The organism is Faecalimonas umbilicata (genome assembly GCF_042846195.1).
GTDB classification, from domain to species: Bacteria; Bacillota; Clostridia; order Lachnospirales; family Lachnospiraceae; genus Faecalimonas; species Faecalimonas umbilicata.
Genome location: NZ_AP031411.1, coordinates 2619922 through 2644066, shown reverse-complemented (window position 1 = coordinate 2644066; position 24145 = coordinate 2619922). Strand labels below are relative to the sequence as shown.

18 protein-coding genes are annotated in these 24145 nt (G+C 42.2%); 17 read left to right on the top strand and 1 reads right to left on the bottom strand.

The annotated features are described in order from the left end of the window. Nucleotides 1-71: 71 nt before the first annotated feature. From ACGG81_RS12730 to ACGG81_RS12690, 9 genes are all read left to right on the top strand, one after another. Nucleotides 72-1010, top strand: coding sequence for an ABC transporter permease (locus tag ACGG81_RS12730; protein ID WP_009263362.1), 939 nt, complete (start codon nt 72-74; stop codon nt 1008-1010). A gap of 11 nt (nt 1011-1021) precedes the next feature. Continuing rightward, on the top strand, nt 1022-1921 hold the full coding sequence (locus tag ACGG81_RS12725; protein ID WP_009263361.1) for a carbohydrate ABC transporter permease: 900 nt from the start codon (nt 1022-1024) through the stop codon (nt 1919-1921). A gap of 11 nt (nt 1922-1932) precedes the next feature. Further along, entirely contained in the window at nt 1933-3606 is a 1674-nt protein-coding gene (locus ACGG81_RS12720; protein WP_120105615.1) for an ABC transporter substrate-binding protein, read from the top strand. Next, a complete protein-coding gene (locus ACGG81_RS12715) occupies nt 3599-5089 on the top strand; it encodes a glycoside hydrolase family 32 protein (RefSeq protein ID WP_390108676.1) in 1491 nt (496 codons plus the stop codon). The genes ACGG81_RS12720 and ACGG81_RS12715 overlap by 8 nt, the downstream gene beginning before the upstream one ends. A 17-nt stretch (nt 5090-5106) precedes the next feature. Further along, nucleotides 5107-6075 carry a carbohydrate kinase gene (locus tag ACGG81_RS12710; protein WP_016439536.1) on the top strand — a complete coding sequence of 323 codons (969 nt, stop codon included), beginning with the start codon at nt 5107-5109 and terminating at the stop codon, nt 6073-6075. Nucleotides 6076-6269: 194 nt separating this feature from the next. After that, nucleotides 6270-9746 carry a DNA polymerase III subunit alpha gene (locus ACGG81_RS12705; protein ID WP_117577941.1) on the top strand — a complete coding sequence of 1159 codons (3477 nt, stop codon included), beginning with the start codon at nt 6270-6272 and terminating at the stop codon, nt 9744-9746. A 70-nt stretch (nt 9747-9816) separates the two neighbouring features. Then, entirely contained in the window at nt 9817-10791 is a 975-nt protein-coding gene (gene pfkA, locus ACGG81_RS12700; protein WP_009263357.1) for a 6-phosphofructokinase, read from the top strand. Nucleotides 10792-11033: 242 nt separating this feature from the next. Then, nucleotides 11034-11870: a glutamate racemase gene (gene murI, locus ACGG81_RS12695; RefSeq protein WP_009263356.1), complete on the top strand. Its 837-nt coding sequence runs from the start codon at nt 11034-11036 to the stop codon at nt 11868-11870. 46 nt (nt 11871-11916) lie between these two features. Beyond that, nucleotides 11917-12390, top strand: a complete 474-nt coding sequence (locus ACGG81_RS12690) for a DUF1934 domain-containing protein (RefSeq protein ID WP_270665674.1) — start codon at nt 11917-11919, stop codon at nt 12388-12390. Nucleotides 12391-12538: 148 nt separating this feature from the next. Here the strand turns inward: ACGG81_RS12690 and ACGG81_RS12685 are convergent, their stop codons facing one another. Continuing rightward, a complete protein-coding gene (locus ACGG81_RS12685; protein ID WP_008977053.1) occupies nt 12539-13033 on the bottom strand; it encodes a hypothetical protein in 495 nt (164 codons plus the stop codon). A 168-nt stretch (nt 13034-13201) separates the two neighbouring features. On the opposite strand from ACGG81_RS12685, the gene cls reads away from it, so the two are divergent. The 8 genes from cls (at nt 13202) to ACGG81_RS12645 (ending at nt 23988) form a co-directional block, all read left to right on the top strand. Further along, nucleotides 13202-14677: a cardiolipin synthase gene (gene cls / locus ACGG81_RS12680; protein ID WP_008977052.1), complete on the top strand. Its 1476-nt coding sequence runs from the start codon at nt 13202-13204 to the stop codon at nt 14675-14677. Nucleotides 14678-14812: 135 nt separating this feature from the next. Continuing rightward, nucleotides 14813-15862, top strand: coding sequence for a trigger factor (locus tag ACGG81_RS12675; protein ID WP_016439537.1), 1050 nt, complete (start codon nt 14813-14815; stop codon nt 15860-15862). Nucleotides 15863-15953: 91 nt separating this feature from the next. Then, nucleotides 15954-16685, top strand: a complete 732-nt coding sequence (locus ACGG81_RS12670; RefSeq protein ID WP_390108669.1) for a LytR/AlgR family response regulator transcription factor — start codon at nt 15954-15956, stop codon at nt 16683-16685. A gap of 12 nt (nt 16686-16697) precedes the next feature. Beyond that, a complete protein-coding gene (locus ACGG81_RS12665) occupies nt 16698-17426 on the top strand; it encodes a sensor histidine kinase (protein ID WP_009263352.1) in 729 nt (242 codons plus the stop codon). A 109-nt stretch (nt 17427-17535) separates the two neighbouring features. Further along, nucleotides 17536-19356 (top strand): ABC transporter ATP-binding protein, encoded by a 1821-nt coding sequence (locus ACGG81_RS12660; RefSeq protein WP_270665676.1) that lies wholly within the window; start codon nt 17536-17538, stop codon nt 19354-19356. Next, nucleotides 19349-21214 carry an ABC transporter ATP-binding protein gene (locus ACGG81_RS12655; RefSeq protein WP_270665677.1) on the top strand — a complete coding sequence of 622 codons (1866 nt, stop codon included), beginning with the start codon at nt 19349-19351 and terminating at the stop codon, nt 21212-21214. The genes ACGG81_RS12660 and ACGG81_RS12655 overlap by 8 nt, the downstream gene beginning before the upstream one ends. Nucleotides 21215-21372: 158 nt before the next feature. After that, on the top strand, nt 21373-23163 hold the full coding sequence (locus ACGG81_RS12650) for a flavin reductase (protein WP_117500653.1): 1791 nt from the start codon (nt 21373-21375) through the stop codon (nt 23161-23163). Between the two features lie 384 nt (nt 23164-23547). Beyond that, on the top strand, nt 23548-23988 hold the full coding sequence (locus ACGG81_RS12645; protein ID WP_008977041.1) for an Hsp20/alpha crystallin family protein: 441 nt from the start codon (nt 23548-23550) through the stop codon (nt 23986-23988). The last annotated feature ends 157 nt before the right edge of the window (nt 23989-24145 follow it).

Genomic DNA, 24145 nt, shown 5'->3' with positions numbered 1-24145 from the left:
AAAGTAACCGGTTACTTTACCGGTTGCGGAACCGGTTTATAAAAGAGGAAAAGAAAATGGAGGAACAAAGCATGAGGACGTTTGCGAGAAAGAAAACAGTTTCTGCAAAGCAGACAATGAGGCAGAAGCTGGCGTATGTCAGAAAGAACTGGCAGTTGTATGTGATTTTTTTAATGCCAGCTCTTCTTTTGACGATTATTTTTAAGTATATCCCAATGAGTGGAGTACTGATCGCATTTGAGGATTACAATGTCATCAAAGGAATTTTTGGAAGTGAGTGGGTAGGTCTGGAGTATTTTAAGAGATTCCTGTCTTCACCAGATTTTATGAATTATTTGCTGAACACATTGAAACTGAGTGCATATGGGCTTTTATGGGGATTCCCAGTACCGATTATTTTAGCACTGTTGCTAAATCGGATTCGAAAGGTTGGACTGCGGAAGAATATTCAATTATTGATTTATGCGCCAAATTTCATTTCAGTAATCGTTCTCTGTGGTATGGTTAGAATGTTTTTGTCACCGGTAGGTCCGATCAATCAGGTGCTTGGAATCAATACAAACTGGATGGCAATGCCAGAGGCATTTCGCACCATTTATATCGCCAGTGGAATCTGGCAGGGAGCTGGATGGGCTTCGATCATGTATACGGCAGCGCTTTCCAACGCAAGTAAGGATTTAGAAGAGGCGGCAATCGTAGATGGTGCAAATATTTTTCAGCAGATTCGTTATGTAGAACTTCCGGCCATCAAAAATATTATTGTCATTCAGTTTATTTTGCAGGCAGGAAATATTATGAGCATTGGATTTGAAAAGGCATACGCATTACAGACTTCGATGAATCTTCCGGCATCAGAAATTTTATCAACATATGTTTATCGAATTGGTCTGTTGAATGGCGATTACGGATATTCAACAGCGGTCGGTCTGTTCAACTCGGTTATCAATGTTATTTTATTGATTGCAGTAAATCTGATCGTGAAGAAGCTTAATGATGGAGAAGGATTATAGGAGGTGCAAAAATGAAGGCAACAGGAAGAAAAAGAAAACTGGGAATGTCAGATAGACTGATCTTGGGAGTTGGATATTTCGCGTTAGGTTTATTTGTACTTGCGATTATCATTCCGCTTGTATATGTTGTAGCAGCTTCTTTTATGGATCCAAATGTATTGAACAGTCAGGGAATCAGCTTTGATTTTAAGAAATGGACCTTAGATGCCTATCGGAGAGTATTGGAAAATGAGATGATCTGGAGAGGATTTTTCAATTCCTTTTTCTATTCCACAGCATTTACAGTCATTTCGGTGTTTATCACATTGTTAGCTGCGTATCCGATGTCAAAAAAAGATTTTGTCGGAAGAGGATTTTTTAATGTGATTTTCATCATTACCATGTTTTTTGGAGGAGGATTGATTCCGACTTTTATTTTGATCAATCAGTTACATCTGGTGAATACGATTTGGGCGATTTTGATTCCGGGGGCATTTAATGTTTGGAATATGATTCTTGCAAGAACTTACTATCAATCAATACCGAAAGAGTTGCGGGAAGCATCTGCGCTGGATGGGGCAAGCGAGCTTCAGCATTTCTTTAAAATCATGATTCCAGTCTGCAAGCCGATCATCGCTGTTTTGGCATTGTGGTCTTTTGTGGGAATGTGGAATAGCTATTTTGATGCATTGATTTACTTAAATGATGCGGATCTGCAGCCATTGCAGCTTGTGCTTCGGTCTATTTTAGTGCAGAATACGCCGCAGCCGGGAATGATCGCGGATATCCAAAGTACGGCAGAGATGGCGAAAGTGGCAGAATTATTGAAATATGCCACAATCGTTGTATCAAGTTTACCATTATTGATCATGTACCCATTTTTCCAAAAATATTTTGATCAGGGTATTATGGTTGGTTCAGTGAAAGGTTAGGAGGCAGCAGCATGAGAAGAAAGAAGAATACCGTAATTGCAGCAGGATTATCTTTGGTGCTTGCATGTTCTGTTGTGGGATGCGGAGACGGAAAGAAGATGGAAGCAGAGATCAATCCGGATACACCAGTGGAAGAAGTAGCATTTCCATTAAAAGAAAAAGCGGAACTGTCATTTATTACCAATGCGCCGGCAACTTCTACACAAGATCCAAATCAAAGAGAGATCTTCAAAAGACTGGAGAAACAGACGAACGTACATATTGACTGGACCTGTTTTGTGGCAGATCAGTTTGCAGATAAGAAAAATCTTGCATTGGCTCAATTTGGAAATCTTCCGGACGGGCTTTTCAATGCGGGGATGAATGATTATGATCTTTTACGCTATGCAAAACAAGGAATCATTATTCCTCTGGAGGAGTTGATTGACAAATACATGCCTAATTTGCAGGCGGTATTTGAACAGTATCCGGAATACAGAACAATGTGCACAGCTCCGGATGGACATATTTATTCCTTTCCGTGGATTGAACAGCTTGGAGAGGGAAAAGAAGCGATTCAGGCAATTGGCAACATTCCTTATATCAATAAAAAGTGGCTGGATTTTTTAGGACTGGAAGTACCAGATACGACAAAAGAACTAGAACAGGTACTGATCGCTTTTCGGGATAATGCAGATCTTTTGGAAAGCGAATTTGAAATAGAGGGAGAGGTTATCCCAATGTCTTTTATCATCAATAATGGAGATCAGGATCCAGGAATCTTAATCAATGGATTCGGAGAAGGCTATGGGGACACGGGGGATCATTTTGCGGTGACAGATGAAGGAAAAGTGATCTATACTACTGTGCAGGAAGGATATAAAGAAGGCGTTCAATGGCTTCATGGACTGGTAGAGCAGGATTTGGTCGATCCGGAAGCTTTCACACAAGAGTGGTCTACTTATGTAGCGAAAGGAAAGAGCCATCGGTATGGGCTTTGCTTCACATGGGATATTTCTAATATTGATAATTATGAAGACTATGTTATGCTGCCAGCGCTCGCAGGCCCAGAAGGACTGGTAAACATTACAAGACAGAATAACAGTGAAACGAGCGGGTTTGACAGAGGGCGCTGTGTACTGACAACAAGTTGCCGGAATACTGCACTGGCGGCTGCTTGGATCGATCAGATGTATGCTCCGTTACAGTCTCCGCAGAATAACTGGGGAACCTATGGGGAAAAAGATTCCTTTAATATTTTTGAGATGAGTGAGAATGCACAAGGCGAAAAAATGTTAAAGCATATGGACCTTGGAGAGCAGTCTCCGGTAGAAGTCCGAGAGGCACAGTCGGTCAATGGACCACTGGCAATATTAAATGAGTATTATGATACTTATGTGACACAGCCTACGGATGCAAAATGGCGTCTCGATAATATGCATGAAGTATACTTGGAGGACATGAACAGCAAGTATGTATACCCAAATGTATTTATGAGCATTGCAGATACGAATAAAGTATCTCAGTACGATACTGACATCAAGAAGTATGCAGAACAGAAAAAAGCAGACTGGATTTTAAATGGCGGAATTGAAGAAGAATGGGATAGTTATCTGAAAAAAATGGAGCAGTATGGACTATCCGATTATTTAAAAATCAAACAGAAATATTTTGATCAATATCAGGAATCCTTAAAGAATGAATAGAAAGACAGGTGAGCAAAGCGTGAGTGAAAAATTAGAAAAAGCGCGAGAATATGAAAAAAATAAACAGAAGGAGATTTCTTTCGAAGAAAAACCGGTGTTTCATATCACACCACCGATTGGCTGGATGAATGACCCAAATGGATTTTCATTTTATGATGGGAAAATTCATCTGTTTTATCAGTATCATCCTTATACACGAGAGTGGGGACCGATGCACTGGGGACACAGTGTCTCAGAGGATATGATTTCATGGAAAACTCTTCCTGTGGCGTTGGCTCCGGATGAAAATTATGATGCATTTGGATGTTTTTCAGGAAGCGCTCTGGAAGCAAATGGGAAACATGTGCTTCTCTACACTGGTGTGAGCAGACAAGTGCTGGAAGATGGAAGAGAAGAAGAGCGACAGAATCAATGCATTGCATATGGAGATGGAATTTCTTATGAGAAATCTTCCAAAAATCCGGTAGTGACTGGAGAACTGATGCCGGAGAACTGTAGCCGGATTGATTTCCGTGATCCTAAAGTATGGAAAAAAGGGGATACCTATTACCTCATCGTAGGGAATAAAAATGCAGAACAAAAAGGACAGGTTGTTCTTTTTTCCAGTAAAAATTTAGAAGAGTGGAAATTTGAAACTGTACTGGCAGAAAACAGTGACGGCAAAGTGGGGACCATGTGGGAATGTCCGGATTTCTTCGCATTGGATGAAAAATATTTTCTAATCTGTTCGCCGCAGAATATGAAAGCACAGAAATACGAATTTCATAATGGAAATAATTCTGTATATTTTGTGGGAGATTACGATGAAAACACACATACATTCCAAAAAGAGATGCCGAAAACATTGGATTATGGATTAGACTTTTATGCACCGCAGACGACAGAACTGCCGGATGGAAGAAGAATCCTGATTGCGTGGATGAAATCCTGGGATGCCTGCGTAATTCCGGAAGAACAAAAATGGCAGGGAATGATGACACTTCCAAGAGAATTACATTATGTAAATGGAAAGTTATATCAGAAACCGGTAGAAGAATTGAAAAACTACCGGAAAAATTCCTGTCGTTTGGAGAATCAGGAAGTATCTGGTACGGTGCAATTTGATGAAGTGAAAGGGCGGATTTTGGATCTGACAGTGGAAATCTGCGAAGGAGTCTTCGATGAATTTTGCATCGAACTGGCACACAATCAAGAATATACGACCAGTTATACTTATTATAGAAAAAAACAGATAATGGAAGTGAACCGAACATACTGCGGTGTGACAAGGGACATCGTATGTCAGCGTGCGTGGAAACTTCCAGAACAAAAAGAACCTTTAAAACTTCGTTTTATTATGGACAGACAGTCTATTGAATTATTTATTAACGATGGGGAGCAAGTGTCTACCACAGCAATCTGTACGCCGATGGAAGCAGAAGAGATTGTATTTTGTTGTGATGGAACAGTAAAAATCAACGTGGAAAAACATGAACTGATTTAAAGAGCAGGAGGAAGGCAATGGATGTAGTAGCATTAGGAGAACTTCTGGTAGATTTTACCAGTGCAGGAATCAGCGGTCAGGGTAATCAGATTTATGAGGCAAATCCTGGAGGAGCGCCATGCAATGTACTTGCAATGCTTCAGAAACTGGGGAGAAATACCGCATTTATTGGAAAAGTAGGGAAAGACTCTTTTGGAGAAATGTTGGTGTCGGTAGTAAAAGAACAGGGAATTTCCGCAGAGGGAATCTGCTATGATGAGAAAATCCCAACGACATTGGCTTTTGTACATAATGCAGCAGATGGAGAGCGTACGTTTTCGTTTTATCGGAATCCCGGTGCGGATATGATGCTTCGAAAAGAAGAAGTTGGGGAAGCACTTTTAAAAGAGACAAAACTTTTTCATTTTGGAAGCCTTTCTATGACATCGTCCGAGGCAGAAGAAGCGACAAAATATGCCATTTGGACAGCAAAACAAAATGGTGCGATAATCTCTTTTGATCCTAATTTGCGTCCGGCACTTTGGAATCATTTAGATGAGGCAAAAGAAAAGATTGCATTTGGGATGAGTCAGTGCGATGTGTTAAAAATCTCTGACAATGAGATCACATTTATGACAGGAGAAACAGACATTGATCGCGGAGTACAGAAACTGATAGAGAAATATCAGATTCCTTTTGTCTGTGCAACGATGGGAAATCAGGGAAGCAAAGCATTTTTTGGCAGTGAGATTGTAGAAGCAGAAGCCTTTTTGATGGAGGACACAATCGATACAACTGGAGCGGGAGATACATTTTGCGCTTGCCTTCTGGACTACATATTAAGATATGGTATACAGAAGCAAGACAAAGAAAGGGTAAGGGAAATGCTACAGTTTGCCAATGCAGCAGCTGCATTGATCACGACGAAAAAAGGCGCTCTGCGAGTGATGCCGGAACGAGAAGAAATTGAAAAGGTTTTGGGAGGAAAATCCTGCTCTTCATTTTGAGGGGCAGGATTTTTCTATTAGAAAAGGAATGACGGCGAGTTTCAATGATGATATACTGAATTCGTAGATTTTAGAATCATTGTAATAAATATTTGAGTAATAAAAATCTGTCGGACCGATTCAGAAGGAAATGGTATTTTCACTGCTTCGGATATTGGCAGGAAGAGAAGAAAAGGAGGAAATCAGCAACATCTATGAGTTTTGCACATTTGCATGTCCATACAGAGTACAGTCTTCTGGATGGATCAAATAAAATCAAAGAGTACGTTGCCAGGGTAAAAGAGCTGGGGATGAACAGTGCTGCGATCACCGATCATGGTGTCATGTTCGGTGTGATTGATTTTTACCGGGCGGCTAAGGCTGCAGGCATCAATCCCATTCTTGGCTGTGAGGTGTATGTGGCTCCCGGGTCACGTTTTGACCATGAGATCAATGGCGGGGAGGACCGCTATTACCATCTGGTATTGTTGGCAGAAAATAATCAGGGATATCAGAATCTGATGAAGATTGTTTCCAAAGGGTTTGTGGAAGGATATTATTACAAGCCAAGAATTGATATCGAATTGTTAGAAGAGTACCATGAAGGAATCATTGCACTGAGTGCTTGTCTTGCAGGGGAAGTACAGAAAAATCTTCTTCGGGGAATGTTCGAGGAAGCGAAACAGGCAGCACTGAGATATGAATCTATTTTCGGAAAGGGGAATTTCTTTCTGGAGCTTCAGGATCATGGGCTGACCGAGCAGGCAGATGTCAATCAGCGTCTGATTCGGCTGGCGGCAGAGACCGGGATCGAGCTTGTGGCGACCAATGACGTCCACTATACTTATGCGGAGGATGAGAAACCGCATGACATTCTGCTGTGTATTCAGACCGGGAAAAAGCTGACAGATGAAAACCGGATGCGCTATGCAGGCGGACAGTATTATGTCAAGTCAGAGCAGGAGATGATCGAATTATTCCCATATGCAAGGCAGGCGCTGGAAAATACGCAGAAGATTGCAGATAGATGTCATGTGGAGATTGAATTTGGAGTGACGAAACTTCCAAAATACGATGTGCCAGGGGGAATGACTTCATGGGAATATCTGAATCAACTCTGTTTTGAAGGGTTAGAACGCCGGTATCCAAATCCGGGAGAAGAATTAAAAGAACGTCTTTCCTATGAATTGAGTACGATCAAAAATATGGGATATGTGGATTACTTCCTGATCGTATGGGATTTCATCAAATATGCGAGGGACAATGATATCAGTGTAGGGCCGGGGCGAGGTTCGGCGGCGGGAAGTATTGTCTCGTACTGTCTTGGGATCACGAATATTGATCCGATCCGCTATCAGCTTCTGTTTGAACGTTTCTTAAATCCTGAGCGTGTGTCCATGCCGGATATCGATATTGATTTTTGTTTTGAACGGCGTCAGGAAGTCATCGATTATGTTGTGAGAAAATATGGGAAAGACCGTGTTGTGCAGATTGTAACATTCGGTACAATGGCGGCAAGAGGTGTGATCCGCGATGTAGGACGTGTGATGGATCTGCCGTATGCATTTGTCGATACGATCGCAAAGATGATTCCGACAGAGCTAAATATCACGATTGATAAAGCATTGAAAATGAATCCGGAGTTCCGGAAAATGTATGAGACAGACGAACAAGTAAAATATTTGATCGACATGTCCAAACGTCTCGAAGGGCTTCCACGGCATACGTCGATGCATGCTGCCGGAGTCGTGATCAGTCAGAAGTCGGTAGACGAATATGTGCCGCTTTCCAGAGCATCGGACGGTTCGATCACGACACAGTTTACGATGACGACACTGGAAGAACTTGGTCTTTTGAAAATGGATTTCCTGGGCTTGAGAACTCTGACCGTAATTCAGAATGCCGTCAACCTGGTGGAGCAGGCGACTGGAGTCAAGTTGGATATGGGGGAGATTGACTACAACGACAAACTGGTATTGGATTCCATCGGAACCGGGAAGACTGACGGTGTATTTCAGTTGGAGAGCGCCGGAATGAAAAACTTTATGAAAGAGTTAAAGCCGCAGAGTCTGGAAGATATCATTGCCGGTATTTCGCTGTACCGGCCGGGGCCGATGGATTTCATTCCACAGTACATCAAAGGAAAGAATGACAAAGGATCTATCACCTATGATTGCCCACAGCTGGAGCCAATCCTTGCACCGACATATGGATGTATCGTTTACCAGGAACAGGTTATGCAGATTGTGCGTGATCTTGCCGGATATACACTTGGACGAAGTGACCTTTTGCGAAGGGCGATGTCAAAGAAAAAGGCGGATGTCATGGAGAGGGAGCGCCAGAGTTTTGTTTATGGCAATATTGATGAAGGAGTTCCGGGATGTCTGAACAATGGAATTGATGAAAAGACAGCGAATAAGATTTATGATGAAATGATTGATTTTGCAAAATATGCGTTCAATAAATCTCATGCCGCAGCATATGCAGTTGTTTCTTATCAGACAGCCTATTTGAAATATTACTATCCCATTGAGTTTATGGCAGCGCTGATGACATCTGTGATTGAAAATCCGACAAAGGTATCAGAATATATTTATGCGGCAAGGCAGATGGGCATCAAAATCCTTCCGCCGGATATCAACCGCGGAGTCAGTGGATTCTCGGTAGATGAGGGGAATATCCGCTATGGACTGGCGGCGATCAAAAGTATCGGGAAGCCGGTCATTGAAGCAATTGTAAGTGAACGGGAAGAAAATGGATTGTACCGGGGACTGAAAGATTTTATTGAACGTATTTCCTTAAAAGAAATGTTAAATAAAAGAAGTATTGAAAACTTTATCAAAGCAGGGGCGCTAGACAATCTTGGCGGGACAAGAAAGCAGTTTATGATGATCTATATTCAGATTGTAGACAATGTCAATCAGGAAAAGAAATTTTCGATGAGCGGGCAGATGTCACTGTTTGATTTTGTCGACGAAGATCAGAAGAAAGAATTTGAGATCCAGCTCCCAGATGTTGGGGAATATGAAAAAGAGACGCTTCTTGCATTTGAGAAGGAGGTGCTTGGTGTTTATATCAGCGGGCATCCATTAGATGCCTATGAAGAGCAGTGGAAGAAAAGTGTGTCGGCAACTACACTGGACTTTCAGCTTGATGAGGAGACAAACCGGACAAAGGTGCATGACGGTGCGAAAGAAATCATCGGGGGCATGATCGTTGGGAAGACGATCAAGCATACGAAGACAAATCAAATGATGGCATTTATTACCGTGGAAGATCTGCTCGGAACGGTGGAAGTTGTCGTGTTCCCGAGAGATTATGAGGCGAACAGACAATACTTGGAAGAAGATAAGAAGGTGTTTGTCAAAGGAAGAGTTTCTGAGGAAGATGACCGTCCTAGCAAACTGATTTGTGAGAAAATCATCCCATTTCATCAAGTAAAGAGAGAACTCTGGATTCAGTTTGCAGACAAAAATAGTTATCTTGCGGAAGAAAAGCTTTTGATGGGCATGCTCCAGGATTCTGAAGGAGATGACACAGTTGTAATTTATTGTAAGGCAGAGAAAGCGGTAAAACGTCTTCCGCGTAACTGGAACATTGGGATTGAACCGAATATTTTGAGCAGACTGACAAATTATTATGGGGAAGAACGTGTGAAAGTTGTCGAAAAATGCATTGAAAACAAATTTTAAGTATGTTAAAATAATCACAAAATATATAAATAATAATAATATTTAGGTATAGGTAAATGGAGGTAATATCATGGCAAAGCGTATACGCACAATCGGTGTCCTGACAAGTGGTGGAGATGCTCCGGGAATGAATGCGGCAATCCGTTCCGTAGTCAGAACAGCTTTGGGGAAAGGACTTAGAGTAAGAGGGATCAGAAGAGGATATCAGGGACTGATGGAAGAGGAGATCATCGATCTTTCAGCAAGAGACGTATCTGATACAATTCAGCGCGGAGGTACGATTCTCCAGACTGCCAGATGTAAGGAAATGCGTACAGAAGAAGGACAGCAGAAGGCTGCTGCAATCTGTAAGAAATACGGAATTGAAGGGCTTGTTGTCATTGGTGGAGACGGTTCTTTTGCCGGAGCACAGAAGCTTGCAAAGCTCGGAATCAATACAATCGGAATCCCGGGAACAATCGATTTGGATATTGATTGTACAGAGTATACGATCGGTTTTGATACAGCGGTGAATACCGCAATGGAAGCAATTGATAAAGTGCGTGATACTTCGACTTCTCATCAGCGCTGCAGTATTGTAGAGGTTATGGGAAGAGATGCAGGGTATCTGGCATTGTGGTGTGGAATCGCCAACGGTGCAGAGGAGATCCTTCTTCCAGAAGAGCACAATTACGATGAGTCAGAAATTATCAAGAGAATTATTGATAACAGAGACCGTGGAAAGAAACATTATATTATCATCAATGCAGAAGGTGTCGGAGATTCCATCAACATGGCAAAGAGAATCGAAGAAGCAACTGGAATGGAGACAAGAGCGACGATCCTTGGACACATGCAGCGCGGTGGAAGCCCGACAGCAAAGGACAGAGTGTATGCTTCCATTATGGGTGCAAAGGCAGTAGAACTTCTCTGCGAAGGAAAGACGAACCGTGTGGTAGGATACAAGCATGGTGAATATATTGATGTGGATATTGATGAAGCGCTGAACATGGAAAAGAAACTTCCAGAGTATCAGCTTGAGGTTGCGAAAAAACTGGCAATTTAGTGATTTTATAAGAGAAACAATCTGTCTGTGAGGACGGCAGAGTAGATGGCTTTCTCTGACTGACAAAGGAAGAAAGAACATTTTCAATTCGGACGGGCATCCAGTGACGGGGGATGATTGAAAATGTTCTTTTTTTGCTTCTCATTGGACCGGGATTTTGAGTAAAGGGAACATGCCCTTGAAATCTGCCTGATAAGCGGGTACAATAGAGAACAGATATGGCAGATAGAAGGAGAAATGTTGTGAAGATAGAGAATAAGAAAGATATGCCGATCGGCGTATTTGACTCCGGAGTCGGAGGACTTACAGTGGCAAGGGAGATTATGCGGCAGCTTCCTAATGAGAGTATTGTGTATTTCGGAGATACTGCAAGAGTACCTTATGGAAGCAAGTCGGAAACTACAATTATCCGCTATTCCCGTCAGATTATCCGCTTCCTGCTGACGAAGGAAGTGAAGGCGATTGTGATTGCCTGCAATACAGCGAGTGCGCTTGCTCTGGATGCGGTGCGGAAAGAATTTAAGATCCCGATCATCGGTGTTGTTGCACCGGGAGCGAGGGCGGCAAGGGAAGAGACGATCAATAAAAAAATCGGAGTGATCGGTACAGAGGCGACGGTAAAAAGTGAGATTTATAAAAAACTGATACAGGCAGAAGACCCTCAGATCAGTGTATCCGGAAGAGCATGTCCCCTGTTTGTGCCGCTTGTGGAAGAAGGATTTGCAAAACACAAGATTACCCGGGAAGTCATTGATATCTATCTGTCAGATATGAGAGAATCTGATATCGATACACTGATTCTTGGCTGCACACATTACCCACTCTTGCGCTCAACGATCCGGGAATATATGGGAGAAAAGATTCATCTTGTGAATCCGGCATATGAGACTGCAATGGATCTTAAGCGGCTTCTGGAGGAAGAAGAGATGCTCAGAGACACTCCGGTGAATGACCAGGAAGAACATGGAGAGTATTCCTTCTATGTCAGTGATGCGGCAGATAAGTTCAAGCAGTTTGCCAATTCTATTTTGCCGTATGATATTGAGACGACAAAGCAGATCAATATTGAAGAATATTAGAATGCAACAATATGAGAGATGACAGACAAAAAGTACAGGTGAGAGTATGACAAAAGACGTATTAATAAGTATTTCGGGACTGCAGATGGACGCACTGGAGGAGGAGAAAGAGTATGAACCTATTGAAGTCGTTGCTCCTGCTAACTATTTCCTCAAAAATGGAAAACATTACATTTTATTCGATGAAGTTACAGAGGGCATACCGGGCATTACAAAAAATCGAATAAAGATTACCGGAGAGGACACTTTGGAAGTGATGAAGAGCGGTGTATCAAATGTGCACATGGTATTTGAGAAGAATAAAAAGAACCTCACATACTACCAGACACCGTATGGACAGCTTCTGATCGGTATCCATACAAAAGAAATGGAAGTGGAAGTGTCAGAGGATAACATCAATGTAAAGGTCGGATATATATTGGATGTCAATCATGAGCCATTGGCAGACTGTCAGATTCGGATCAATGTAAAGTCCAAAGATGCAGGAGACTTTCAGATTACAAAAAATATGGACTTCTAAAGAAGAATGAGAAAGGAAAGTGTTGAAAATCTGAGGGAAGAGTAAAGGAAACCTCCAAAATGATGTGTATTAACTGGCATCATTTTGGAGGTTTCTGTAATCTCCAGACATTTCCATGAAAGTTATCTTCCTGTAGGAATGTATTAGATTATTTATTTTTCTTTGTAGATTCTTTACTCTTTTTGTTATCGTTTTGTTCGTCTTTGTTCTTTTTGAATCTTGCGAAGAAGCCTTTTTTCTTTTCAGGCATTTCTAATTTCCCGCGAAGTCCTTTGACATCTGTGATATAGATACCGCTGAGAACTGCTTTGACTTCCTTTTTGACCGGGATCAATGGGAAAATTTTCTCGTCGCACATCAGAGTCATTACTTTTGGACCGATCTTTGCTTTTACAACCGGAACTTTGGCTCTGCGCAAATATTTCGGTGTACTCTCCAGTACGATGGCAGGAAAACCGGCTTCTTTTAGTTTCATATGCTTCTTATCAATGATAAGCATCGTTACATTTTGAGCCATAGCATCTAACTGCTGCTGTTGTTCTGCCTGTTTCTTTTCCGCTTTTTTTCCCAAGAAGTACAATACGATCGTGCCGATGATCAGTACGGCTAAAACGATAAGTAATATAATTACTGGTAAACTCACGATAGACCTCCTAGTATATAGTAAAAATACATTTTTAGACAAATAGTATTGTAGCATTGTTTCTTAGGAAGTGCAAGCGATTTGAGCGCTGCACCTTACTTTTCTGTGGAAAAATGAGTATAATAGGGAATGAGAAAAAGGTGAAAAATACAAAAGTGAGGTGAGGGAATGTTAGGAAATATTTGGAATGATCTTTGTACAGGAACTGGCTGGATGATGGAGCATCTTGTTTTGATCAATATTCTTCTTTCGTTTGTGATTATCTTCTTTCAGAGAAGAAAGCCGCAGACTGTCTGGACATGGCTGCTCGTACTATATTTTATACCAATTGTTGGATTTGTATTGTATCTGCTGATCGGACAAGATTTCCGAAAGAGCAGAATGTTTAAAATGAAGGAAATTGAAGGAGAAGTAAATTATGCAGTCAGACGGCAGGAGAAGAGTATCCGTCGGAAGCAGTTTCGTCTGTCTAATCCAAAGATGGAACGATTTGAGAATCTGATCTATTACAATCTGGAAGCGGCCAGTGCGGTGTTGACAGGGAATAATGATGTACAGATTTATACGGACGGCAGAGAGAAATTCGCGGCTCTGATACGAGAAATCCGCGCCGCAAAGACATATATCCATCTGCAATATTATATTATCCGAAAGGATGAGCTGTGGCAGGCGATCAGCAGAGAACTGATCAAAAAGGCCAAGGAAGGCGTGGAAGTACGCATCCTGTTTGACAGTATGGGATGTCGTGATATGAAGAAAAAAGACTGGGAGGAGCTGAATGCAAATGGAATTCAGACGGCAGAGTTTTTTCCGGCGCTGCTTGGGAAGCTACATTTGCGTGTCAATTATCGGAATCATAGGAAGATTGCGGTCATCGATGGAAGAGTTGGGTTTGTCGGAGGATTCAATATAGGAAAAGAATATATTGGATTGAGCGAAAAATTCGGATACTGGAGAGATACCCATCTTTGCATCGAAGGATCAGCGGTTACTTCCCTTGCGGTGCGCTTTGTGATGGACTGGAACTATGCGGCCAGAGACAATCTGTTTTTGCGGGATGAGTTGTTTGAAATTCCAGAGTACGTAAGAAATGGAAGAGAGCCGGTACAGATTATTTCCAGTGGACCGGATTCCAAAAGTGAAGAGATCCGTGACAACTATATGAGGCTGATCCATAAGGCGCGCCATCATATTTATTTGCAGACGCCATACTTCGTGCCGGACGACTGCATTTTGGAAGCGCTTCGGATTGCGGCGAAATCGGGAGTAGATGTGCGAATCATGATTCCGTGTAAACCGGATCATCCGTTTGTTTACTGGGCATCGTATTCGTACCTTGGGGATATGATCGAGGCTGGGGCAAAATGCTATGTGTATAACAACGGCTTTCTCCATGTCAAAGGACTGACGGTCGATGGCCTTGTAAGCTGTTTTGGGACAGCCAATATGGACATTCGGAGTTTTGAACTGAACTTTGAAGTCAATGCCGTGATCTACAGTGAGGAGACGACAAAAAAACTGGAGGAAGCTTTTGAACAGGATATTCTAAATTCTACGTTGGTGACAAAACGTCTTTACGAAGAGCGGAGTCTTCTCATCCGTGGAAAAGAGCAGTTTTCCCGCCTGCTGTCCCCACTTTTATAAGAAGAAAGAGGATTCTAAAAGAAGTGTGAAATCTGGCAAAACACCTTTCTTTCTGTTTGGAAGTGTGATATAACTGAAAGAGCAGTCAAAATGTGAGATGACAGCTGGAAAATGAAAGAATAATGAGGTAGGAAGATGAAAAAGAAATTAGCGGCGCTTCTTCTCGGAGTGTGTATGACAGTAACACTGGCAGGATGTCAGAAATCCATTGAGGACGATAATGTAAAGATCAGTGAGTATAAAGGGATTAAAGTAGAAGGACTGGAACTGGCGAAGGTGACAGATAAAGATGTAGAAAACAGCATCCAGAGCACATTGGAAGCGGAAGCTGAACATAAAGAGGTGACAGACCGGGCGACAAAGAAAGGAGATTCTCTGGAAGTTTCTTACGTTGGAAAAGCAGATGGGGAGACATTTGATCAGGGAGACCTTACGGTAGAAGTCGGAGGCGAAGGATTTGTGGAAGGATTTTCAGAAGGAATGGAAGGGCATAAGCTGAATGAGACATTTGATATTTCTCTTACATTGCCGGAGAATTATCCAGCGGAAATCGCGGGGAAAGATGCAGTGTTTACCGTAACGATCAATTCCATTACAGAGGAGATCCTGCCAGAGCTGAACGATGAATTTGTACAGAAAATTTCTGACAAGGCAAAGACCGTTGACGAGTACAAAAAACAAGTAAAAAAAGATCTGGAGACATCTAATAAAAAGACGGTAGAGTCTCAGAACAAAAACAGTGCATGGACAGAAGTAGTCAAAAACACAGAGCTGAAAAAAGAGTTTAAAGAGGATATCAATGAGAGCGTAGATCTGATGAAAGAGCAGTATACACAGCTTGCAGAGATGTACTACCAAGTTACATTTGAGGAATTCCTGGAACAATCTGGAATCACAGAAGATCAGTTTGTAGAGAAGATGGAAAAGCAGGCAAAAGATCAGTTGAAGAGCAAGTATGCAAGCAAGCTGATCGCCGAGAAAGAAAAATTAGAGCTTTCCGACAAAGCGTATAAGGAAAAATATGACGAATATGCACAGTCCTACGGATACGAAAACGGAGATGCATTTATTGAGGCAAATGGTGAGGACGGAGAAGAGAAGTTAAAAGAGAGCATTCTCTTAGATACAGCTATGACATGGGTTGCTGATCATGCGAAGTTTGTAGAGGCAGAGACGGAGAAATAAGAAGTTAGATGCAAGAACGGCAAGAGGAGTCTGTAAAATTCTGACCGGAAAGGCAGAGCATCAGACAGAAAGAATAAGGGGAGAGAAGACAGTGCGGATTGCATATCGTGAGGATGAGCGCGCGCAGGCGGTGCTGACAGAGGATATGATAAAAAGCTGGGCAAAGGAGCGCGGGCAGAAGTGTATCGTCGATGTATTTTCCAGTGCAGAACAATTTCTATTTGAGTTGGATGGAGAAGAACTCGTACCCTATGATCTGCTTCTTCTTGATATTTCGATGATCGGGATGGATGGATTCACACTTGCAAAACAGATTCGGAAAACGGATATGAATATTCGCATTGTTTTTTTGACATCAGATCCAAGTCATGTATTTGATGGCTATGAGATTGAAGCCTGGAGATATATGATGAAACCAGTAAGGGAACAGAAGCTGTATGAAATGTTGGACATACTTGTGACAGAACTTGCAGACAGAGAAGAGCCATATGTTTTTTTGGAAGTGGCAGGGGAGAATATCAAGGTGGAGCAGGGGCAGATTTTGTATGTTGCAGTGGATGGTCACTACACCACAGTGTATTGCAAGGACAGACAGTTGACAGTCAAAGAGAGTTTCGGGGAAGTTTTAAATCATCTGAACAGAGATACAAAGGACGGGGGCATTCCTCCTTTTGTGAAATGTCATAGAAGTACTGCTGTAAATTTATCGAAGGTGAGCCGGATTGGCAGGCAGAGCTGTGTTCTTACAGGCGAGATCGAGGTTCCGGTGAGCCGGGGAATGTACCAACAGCTTAATCAGGCATTTATTCAGGAAAATCTATAAGGAGTATTACAGATGAGAATGGAAATCATAGGGCTGGCTGCAGTGGCAATGCTGCTCCTGCTTGTGATCATCGGTTTCGTGATCCGGGCAATCATGCAGCGGCAGTATGAGAAGGCGCTGATTGATTATCAGAACAAAATTTTGTCTCAGGAGATGGATGAAGTGCGGAGCATCTATATGACGATGCGAGGTTGGCGGCATGATTATCATAATCATATGCAGTCGGTAAAGGCATATCTTGCGAAAGATAATATCACTGAGGCAAAGGAATACTTAAACCGGCTGGAGGAAGATCTTGCGGATATCCGCCTGCTGTTTGATACCGGAAATCTCAATGTAGATGCGATCTTAAATGCGAAGATTTCACTTGCGCTGGAAAATGGAATCCGGTGTGACTATAAGGCGGTGATCCCAAAAGAGTTGTCTGTGTCGGACATTGATCTGTGTGTTGTGATTGGGAATCTGATCGACAATGCAGTCGAAGCATGTCGGACGGTGAAGAAGGAAGAACAGTTTCTCCGACTTTATATTGCACCGCTGAAGCAGCAGTTGTATATTACAGTGACCAATGCCACCAGCGAGGTTGTGCGAAAACTCGATGAAGAATATATTTCCAAAAAGCGCGGTGATCACGGTCATGGGCTTAAACGGATTAACAATGTTGTGAAGAAATATGACGGTTATATCAATCGAAAGAATGAACCGGGGGTGTTCGTCACCGAGATCATGCTGCCATTATAGAGAAAATTTGCAATTCATGCACGGATTTTTACAATTCGTGCATGTTTTTTCTATTTTGAGAACAAATGTGATAAGTTAAGAATGCAAGAAAAGAGAGGAGGCTTTATAGATGGAGGAAGAGAAGAAACAAAAGCAAAAGAAAAGGAGCATTTTAAGCAACCTGATTTTCTGCTTTGCACCGGCTATGAAGAAAACTCCGGTTTATCTGGTGCACATCGGGATTCAGGCAGTCACATATGTTCTTCTTCTGTTACTGGGGGTAGGAGCAAATGCACTTATCGTATCGATGCTGGGGAAGGAAAGCCCGCTTATGCTGTTGATCGGGGCGGTCATGACCATCTTTCTTGTATACGGGGCGATTAGTTGGATTGATACTTATCTGCAGAATATTATATCCGTAGAATACATCGAAATGAGGATGGGAGGACACTTCTATTCTGTTCTCGAAAAAATATTGGAGATTTCTCTGGAACAGTCAGAAAGCAGTGAAATCCGTCAGATGATGGAGAGGTCGCTGATCGCATTGAATGGAAACGATTCCAATGGAGTGCAAGGCATGATGCAGCGTTTTGGAATGTTTTTTACAAATGTACTAGGGCTGGTCGCATATGCAATGATCGTGGGAAGTATGGATATACGCATCTTGCTGCTCCTTGTCGGTCTGTCACTGATCACTGTCGCAACGTCCAAAGTTTCTGTAAAAGTGTATGAGAGGGTCAAAGAAAAACTTGCTGGATATCAGAGGATAGAGGGATATATTGATCGGCTTGTGGATGATATTGCAGGCGGAAAGGATATCCGCGTCTTCGGACTTTCCGACTGGCTGATCGGAAAATATGATTCGGCGATCAGACAGCGAAGAAAATATAGGGCGCTTTATAATGCGGCCTGCTTCTTCTCGGACTTTACAGAAGTGATCCTGGCAGCAGTCAGAGATTTTATCTGTTATTTTTATCTGATCTATCTTTTGAAACAGGGGCTTTCGTCAAGCATGTTTGTGTTTTATATTGGATTGATCAGCGGGTTTGCCAAATGGTTTACAGAGATCACAAGCAACTTTGTTGTGATGAAGCGGTGCGGGCAGCAGGTGGATGATCTTAGAGATTTTTTAGAACTTGAGAGCGGATCAGGAGGAGAAAGGCGGATCCCGGAAAACCAATTTTCCAGTCTGGACATTACGTTTGATCATGTATCCTATCGCTATGAGGGGGCAGAGGAAGAGGTGCTAAAGGATGTTTCCTTTACCATCCATCAAGGAGAGCGGCTTGCACTTGTCGGATTAAACGGGGCCGGAAAATCTACGATTGTAAAACTGATTTCTGGTCTATATCTTCCTACAAACGGAGCAGTCTATGTTAATGGGATCGACACGAGGGAACTGGATCGCAAAGCCTACATGCACCATGTTGCTGCAATTTTTCAGAATCCGTTTATCATGTCGTATACAGTTGGGGAAAATGTAACGCTCTCAGGAGAATGGGATGAGGAAAGGTTATGGAATGTGCTGGAAAAGGCAGGAGTGGCAGAGAAGATCAGCAGCCTTCCGGACGGACTATACACCTATTTTGGAAAGGATGTATCGGAAGATGGGATTATGCTCTCGGGTGGACAGATTCAGAAGCTTCTTCTAGCAAGGGCGCTGTATCACAGCCCGAAACTGTTACTTTTAGATGAACCGACTGCAGCGCTGGATGCACTTGCAGAAAAAAATATTTATGATACTTACCAGAAGACGCTGGAAGGAACAAGTACGATCTTTATTTCCCACCGGCTGGCATCGACACGGTTCTGCAATGAGATTCTTCTGCTTGACAAAGGGGAGATCATTGAGCGCGGAACCCATGAAACATTGATGAAAATGGGAGGGACATACGCTTCCCTTTTTGAACTTCAGGGGAAATATTATCAGGAGGAAGAGGCACATGAATAAGAGAAAACAGATGTCTGTAAAAGAAATGTGGAAATTTTGTCTTTTTCAGGCGAAAGGCTATCGGATTTTGCCGGTGATCCTTGTACTTGGAATGCTCTCGGGTGCATCGGTTGTCTATATTAACAGTTTTCTGTATGCGAAGATTCTCGATGTTCTTCTGGAGGAGAAGTATCAGCAGGCAGCAACTTTTGTCGTGATTCTTGTTGTGACGGTGATGATTGTATCATTGATCTCAAAGGCAGCGGAACAGATCTTTTCGCACTATGCGGAACCGAGCGAGGAGGAGACGAAAAAGCGTACTGCAAAAAAAGCATTTTCCATGGAATACGAAGAAATTGAGAAACAGGAGACGATTCAGAAGTTTCGAAGAGTACGGCAGGCAGAGCGCGGACATGGAGGAATCTCCGAACAGTGTATAGAAATTTATAAGTATTTTACCTGCTGCACGGAAGTTGTTTTTGCCAGTGGATTTGTCGTGCTTCTGCTGCTGCAGTCAGACTGGGAGAAGGAAAGTATCTTTCGGTTTCTGATCAGTACGGGGGTGATGATCGCTGGTTTTGTATTTGTATTGTGGTTAGGAGATAAGGTTTCCGAACGGATCGGAAAGGAAACAGTAATCACTATGCATGCAAATGAAAAGTCAAATGCATTATTTGACTATCTAGTCAACCTGATTGTTTCAGAGCAGTTTGCGCAGGATATCCGTCTGTTTCAGCTCAAAGAATATCTGATAAATAAATTTCAAGGAGATGTGATAAAGAAGTGTATGGCACTGTTCCAGAGAAGAGCGAAAGTTTCCGGACGTGGAAATGGCGCTGTCGCTTTTGCGCTTCAGATCCTGGCAGGCATCACTTATGTATATATTGCAATAAAGGCAATTGCAGGAAGTGTTTCCGCCGGGGAAGTGCTGATGTATGCGGGTGCGATCATAACGATGATGAACAGTATCCGTGAAATGATGGGAGCACATATTGAGATTGATTATTCCAATGAGTATCTGAAATCTTATGAGGAATTTATTCATCTCCCGAATATGCATTATGTAGGGACACTGCCGATTGAAAAAAGAGACGATAATCAGTATGAGTTGGAGTTTGACCATGTTTCTTTTTGTTATCCGGGGACAGAGACGTATATTTTAAAGGATGTAAGTTTAAAATTCAAAGTAGGGGAGACGATGGCGCTTGTCGGGATGAATGGTGCAGGAAAAACGACATTGATCAAACTGCTGCTTCGTTTCTATGAGCCGTCTGAGGGAAAGATCACTTTAAATGGGATTGAGATCGGGAAATATGATTATGAGGAATATATAAAGATTTTCGCGGTTGTCTTTCAGGACTTCAGACTGTATCATTTTCCATTGGATGAAAATATCGCAGGCTCCGAGAAAGTGGATGAAAAGAGAGTATGGAAGGTGATCCGTCAGGTCGGGCTGGAAGAAAGAGTGAAGAAGATGAAAGATGGGATTCACACGCTGCTCTATCACGAAACCGGGGATGGCGAGGCGCTCTCCGGCGGGGAGGCGCAGAAGGTTGCGATCGCAAGAGCGCTTTATAAAGATGCTCCGTTTGTGATCCTCGATGAACCGACTGCAGCGTTAGATCCGGTGGCAGAATCGGAAATCTATGAGAATTTCAACGAACTGATCAATGGAAAAACGGCCATCTATATCTCCCACCGGATGAGCAGCTGCAAGTTCTGTGACAGAATTGTTGTTCTGGAAGAAGGAACTGTTGCAGAGAGCGGAAATCATCAAACATTGATGGAAAAGAAAGGGAAATATTTTGCGCTTTACGAGGCACAGGCACAGTACTATGTGAAGAAGAAAGCGGAAGGAGGGGAATCAGAAATTTTATAAAAAAAGAATTGTGTTCTTATCCGATTCTAGTTATAATAGGCATAAAGATAAAAATTTCACAATCTCTGAAGCAGAGAGAAATCTGTGAGAGAAAATCAAATGTAAGAAAAGAATCAGACTGCGAAGTCAGTATTTCAAAAAATCAGGAGGAATACAAAATGAAGGTGACAAATGATATCATTTACGTTGGGGTTAATGATCATCAGGTAGATTTGTTTGAAGGGCAGTATGTTGTGCCAAATGGAATGTCTTACAACTCTTATGTGATCAAAGATGAGAAAATCGCTGTAATGGATACTGTGGATGTGAATTTTGCGGAAGAATGGCTGGCAAATATTGCACAGGTGCTGGATGGAGCAAAGCCGGATTACTTGATCGTGCAGCATATGGAACCGGATCATTCTGCGAATATTTATAATTTTATGAAGGTATATCCAGATACAACGATCGTGGCAAATGAGAAGACATTTGTGATGATGGCCAACTTTTTCAGGGAGATGGATCTGGAAGGAAGAACATTGGAAGTAGAAAACGGACAGACATTGTCACTTGGAAAGCATGATCTGACATTTGTGTTCGCTCCGATGGTACACTGGCCGGAAGTTATGGTTACTTACGACAGTACAGAAAAAGTACTGTTCTCTGCAGATGGATTTGGTAAATTCGGGGCAAATGATGTGGAGGAAGATTGGGATGACGAAGCTCGCCGTTATTATATCGGAATCGTCGGAAAATATGGTACACAGGTACAAAACCTCTTAAAAGTGGCAGCGACACTGGATATCCAGATGATCTGTCCGCTGCACGGACCGATTTTAAAGGAGAATCTTGGACATTATATCGAGAAATATGATATCTGGTCTTCTTATGCAGTGGAAAAAGAAGGTGTGATGATCGCGTACACATCGGTCTACGGAAATACAAAGAAAGCAGCAGAAACTTTGGCTGCGAAATTAGAAGAAAAAGGATGTCCGGATGTGTATGTCTGTGACCTTGCACGCGCAGATATGGCAAGAGCAGTGGAAAATGCATTCAGCTATGGAAAATTAGTACTGGCGACAACGACATATAATGCAGATATTTTCCCGTTTATGAAAATTTTTATTGAGCATCTGACCGCGCGCAATTACCAGAAGCGCACGATCGGATTCATTGAGAACGGAAGCTGGGCCCCGACGGCAGCAAGAGTTATGAAGGGAATGTTTGAGGACAGCCAGGATATTACATGGATGAAAAATTCAGTAAAGATCATGTCCTCGCTGAGCGAAGAGAATCTGGAAGAGTTAGATCAGATGGCAGACGAGTTATGTCAGGAATATATTGCCCAGTCAGATGACAAAGCAAATAAAAATGATCTGACAGCACTGTTCCGTCTTGGATATGGACTGTATGTTGTGACTTCAAGAGATGGTGAGAAGGACAACGGACTGATTGTCAACACCGTTACACAGCTGACAGACAATCCGAACCGTGTGGCAGTCAATATCAATAAGGCGAATTATTCGCATGATATCATCAAGAAGACTGGCGTGATGAATGTCAACTGTCTCTCTGTGGAAGCACCGTTTAAAGTGTTTGAAAGATTTGGATTCCAGAGCGGAAGAGAAGCAGATAAATTCGAAGGATGGAATATGCTGCGTGCAGACAATGGTGTTGCCTTCCTTCCAAAATATATCAACGCCTTCCTTGCATTGAAAGTGGAGCAGTATGTGGATCTGGATACACACGGAATGTTTATCTGTACCGTGACAGAGGCTCGTGTGATGAATGATAAAGAAACGATGACATACACTTACTATCAGAAACATGTAAAACCAAAACCGCAGACAGAAGGAAAGAAAGGATTCGTATGTGTGGTATGTGGATATATCTATGAAGGAGAGGAACTTCCGGATGATTATATTTGTCCACTGTGCAAGCATGGAGTTGCGGATTTTGAACCGATTTAGGAATCAAGATTTCTAGGTGAAGGAAAAGATAAGAAAAAGCATATAGAAAAAGGCTCTTTCAGTGGGATAGTTATTTCCATGGAGGGAGCCTTTTATGCTATCCGTGTATCTTATTTGAAATAGAAAATGTACTGTTCGGTATAAAAGAGTCATATGAGGGAAAAATAAAAAAGTCATGGAACAGAGAGGAAAATTGCGGGACACAAAATGTTCACAATTTTTTTAGCACTCCCTCTTGACGAGTGCTAACATAAGTGTTATATTACAACTAGAACAAAGGAGGAGGACGAAGAAAGGATGAGAAGATCTGAATAGTCCCCACATCACCGGTTCCAATAAATGACATTTATCAATAAGATTTTAATGGAAAAGGAGAGATGATTTATGATGATGCCTAGTATTTTTGGAGAGAATTTGTTTGATGATTTCTTTGATTTTGATTACCCATTCAGAGGTTACCAGAGAGCGAACACAGAGTCTTTGATGAAGACAGACATTAAGGAGCATGAACATGGCTACGAATTGGAAGTAAGCCTTCCGGGATATAAGAAAGAAGACATTCACGCAGAATTAAAAGATGGTTATCTGACCATCCAGGCGGCGACGACGAAGAACAACGATCAGAAGGATGAGAAGACAGGCAATTATATCCGAAGAGAAAGATATTCCGGATCTTGCAGCAGAAGTTTCTATGTAGGAAAGGATATCACTCAGGAAGACATTAAGGCAAAATATGAAAATGGTATACTTGTTCTTGCAATCCCGAAGAAGGATCAGAAGAAAGTAGAAGCTGAGGAGAAGAAATATATTGCCATCGAAGGATAGTGCTGGTAGGTGTGTATGGGGAAGAACTTTTTGTTACGGATCAAGAAAGCAGTGATAGATTTTCAGACACACTCTATATAGATTTGGGACTGCATGATTACAGACTGTGACATGCAGTCCCGTTTTTATTCCGCAGGAAATTTTTAATCTTGCATAA

Bases quoted from the DNA above. Each gene is read 5' to 3' on its own strand.
- ACGG81_RS12690 (WP_270665674.1), top strand. From the start codon at position 11,917: ATGACAAAAGACGTATTAATAAGTATTTCGGGACTGCAGATGGACGCA.
- ACGG81_RS12665 (WP_009263352.1), top strand. From the start codon at position 16,698: ATGAGAATGGAAATCATAGGGCTGGCTGCAGTGGCAATGCTGCTCCTG.
- cls (WP_008977052.1), top strand. From the start codon at position 13,202: ATGTTAGGAAATATTTGGAATGATCTTTGTACAGGAACTGGCTGGATG.
- pfkA (WP_009263357.1), top strand. From the start codon at position 9,817: ATGGCAAAGCGTATACGCACAATCGGTGTCCTGACAAGTGGTGGAGAT.
- ACGG81_RS12705 (WP_117577941.1), top strand. From the start codon at position 6,270: ATGAGTTTTGCACATTTGCATGTCCATACAGAGTACAGTCTTCTGGAT.
- ACGG81_RS12660 (WP_270665676.1), top strand. From the start codon at position 17,536: ATGGAGGAAGAGAAGAAACAAAAGCAAAAGAAAAGGAGCATTTTAAGC.
- ACGG81_RS12720 (WP_120105615.1), top strand. From the start codon at position 1,933: ATGAGAAGAAAGAAGAATACCGTAATTGCAGCAGGATTATCTTTGGTG.
- ACGG81_RS12645 (WP_008977041.1), top strand. From the start codon at position 23,548: ATGATGATGCCTAGTATTTTTGGAGAGAATTTGTTTGATGATTTCTTT.
- ACGG81_RS12675 (WP_016439537.1), top strand. From the start codon at position 14,813: ATGAAAAAGAAATTAGCGGCGCTTCTTCTCGGAGTGTGTATGACAGTA.
- ACGG81_RS12650 (WP_117500653.1), top strand. From the start codon at position 21,373: ATGAAGGTGACAAATGATATCATTTACGTTGGGGTTAATGATCATCAG.
- ACGG81_RS12710 (WP_016439536.1), top strand. From the start codon at position 5,107: ATGGATGTAGTAGCATTAGGAGAACTTCTGGTAGATTTTACCAGTGCA.
- ACGG81_RS12725 (WP_009263361.1), top strand. From the start codon at position 1,022: ATGAAGGCAACAGGAAGAAAAAGAAAACTGGGAATGTCAGATAGACTG.
- ACGG81_RS12655 (WP_270665677.1), top strand. From the start codon at position 19,349: ATGAATAAGAGAAAACAGATGTCTGTAAAAGAAATGTGGAAATTTTGT.
- ACGG81_RS12730 (WP_009263362.1), top strand. From the start codon at position 72: ATGAGGACGTTTGCGAGAAAGAAAACAGTTTCTGCAAAGCAGACAATG.
- ACGG81_RS12715 (WP_390108676.1), top strand. From the start codon at position 3,599: ATGAATAGAAAGACAGGTGAGCAAAGCGTGAGTGAAAAATTAGAAAAA.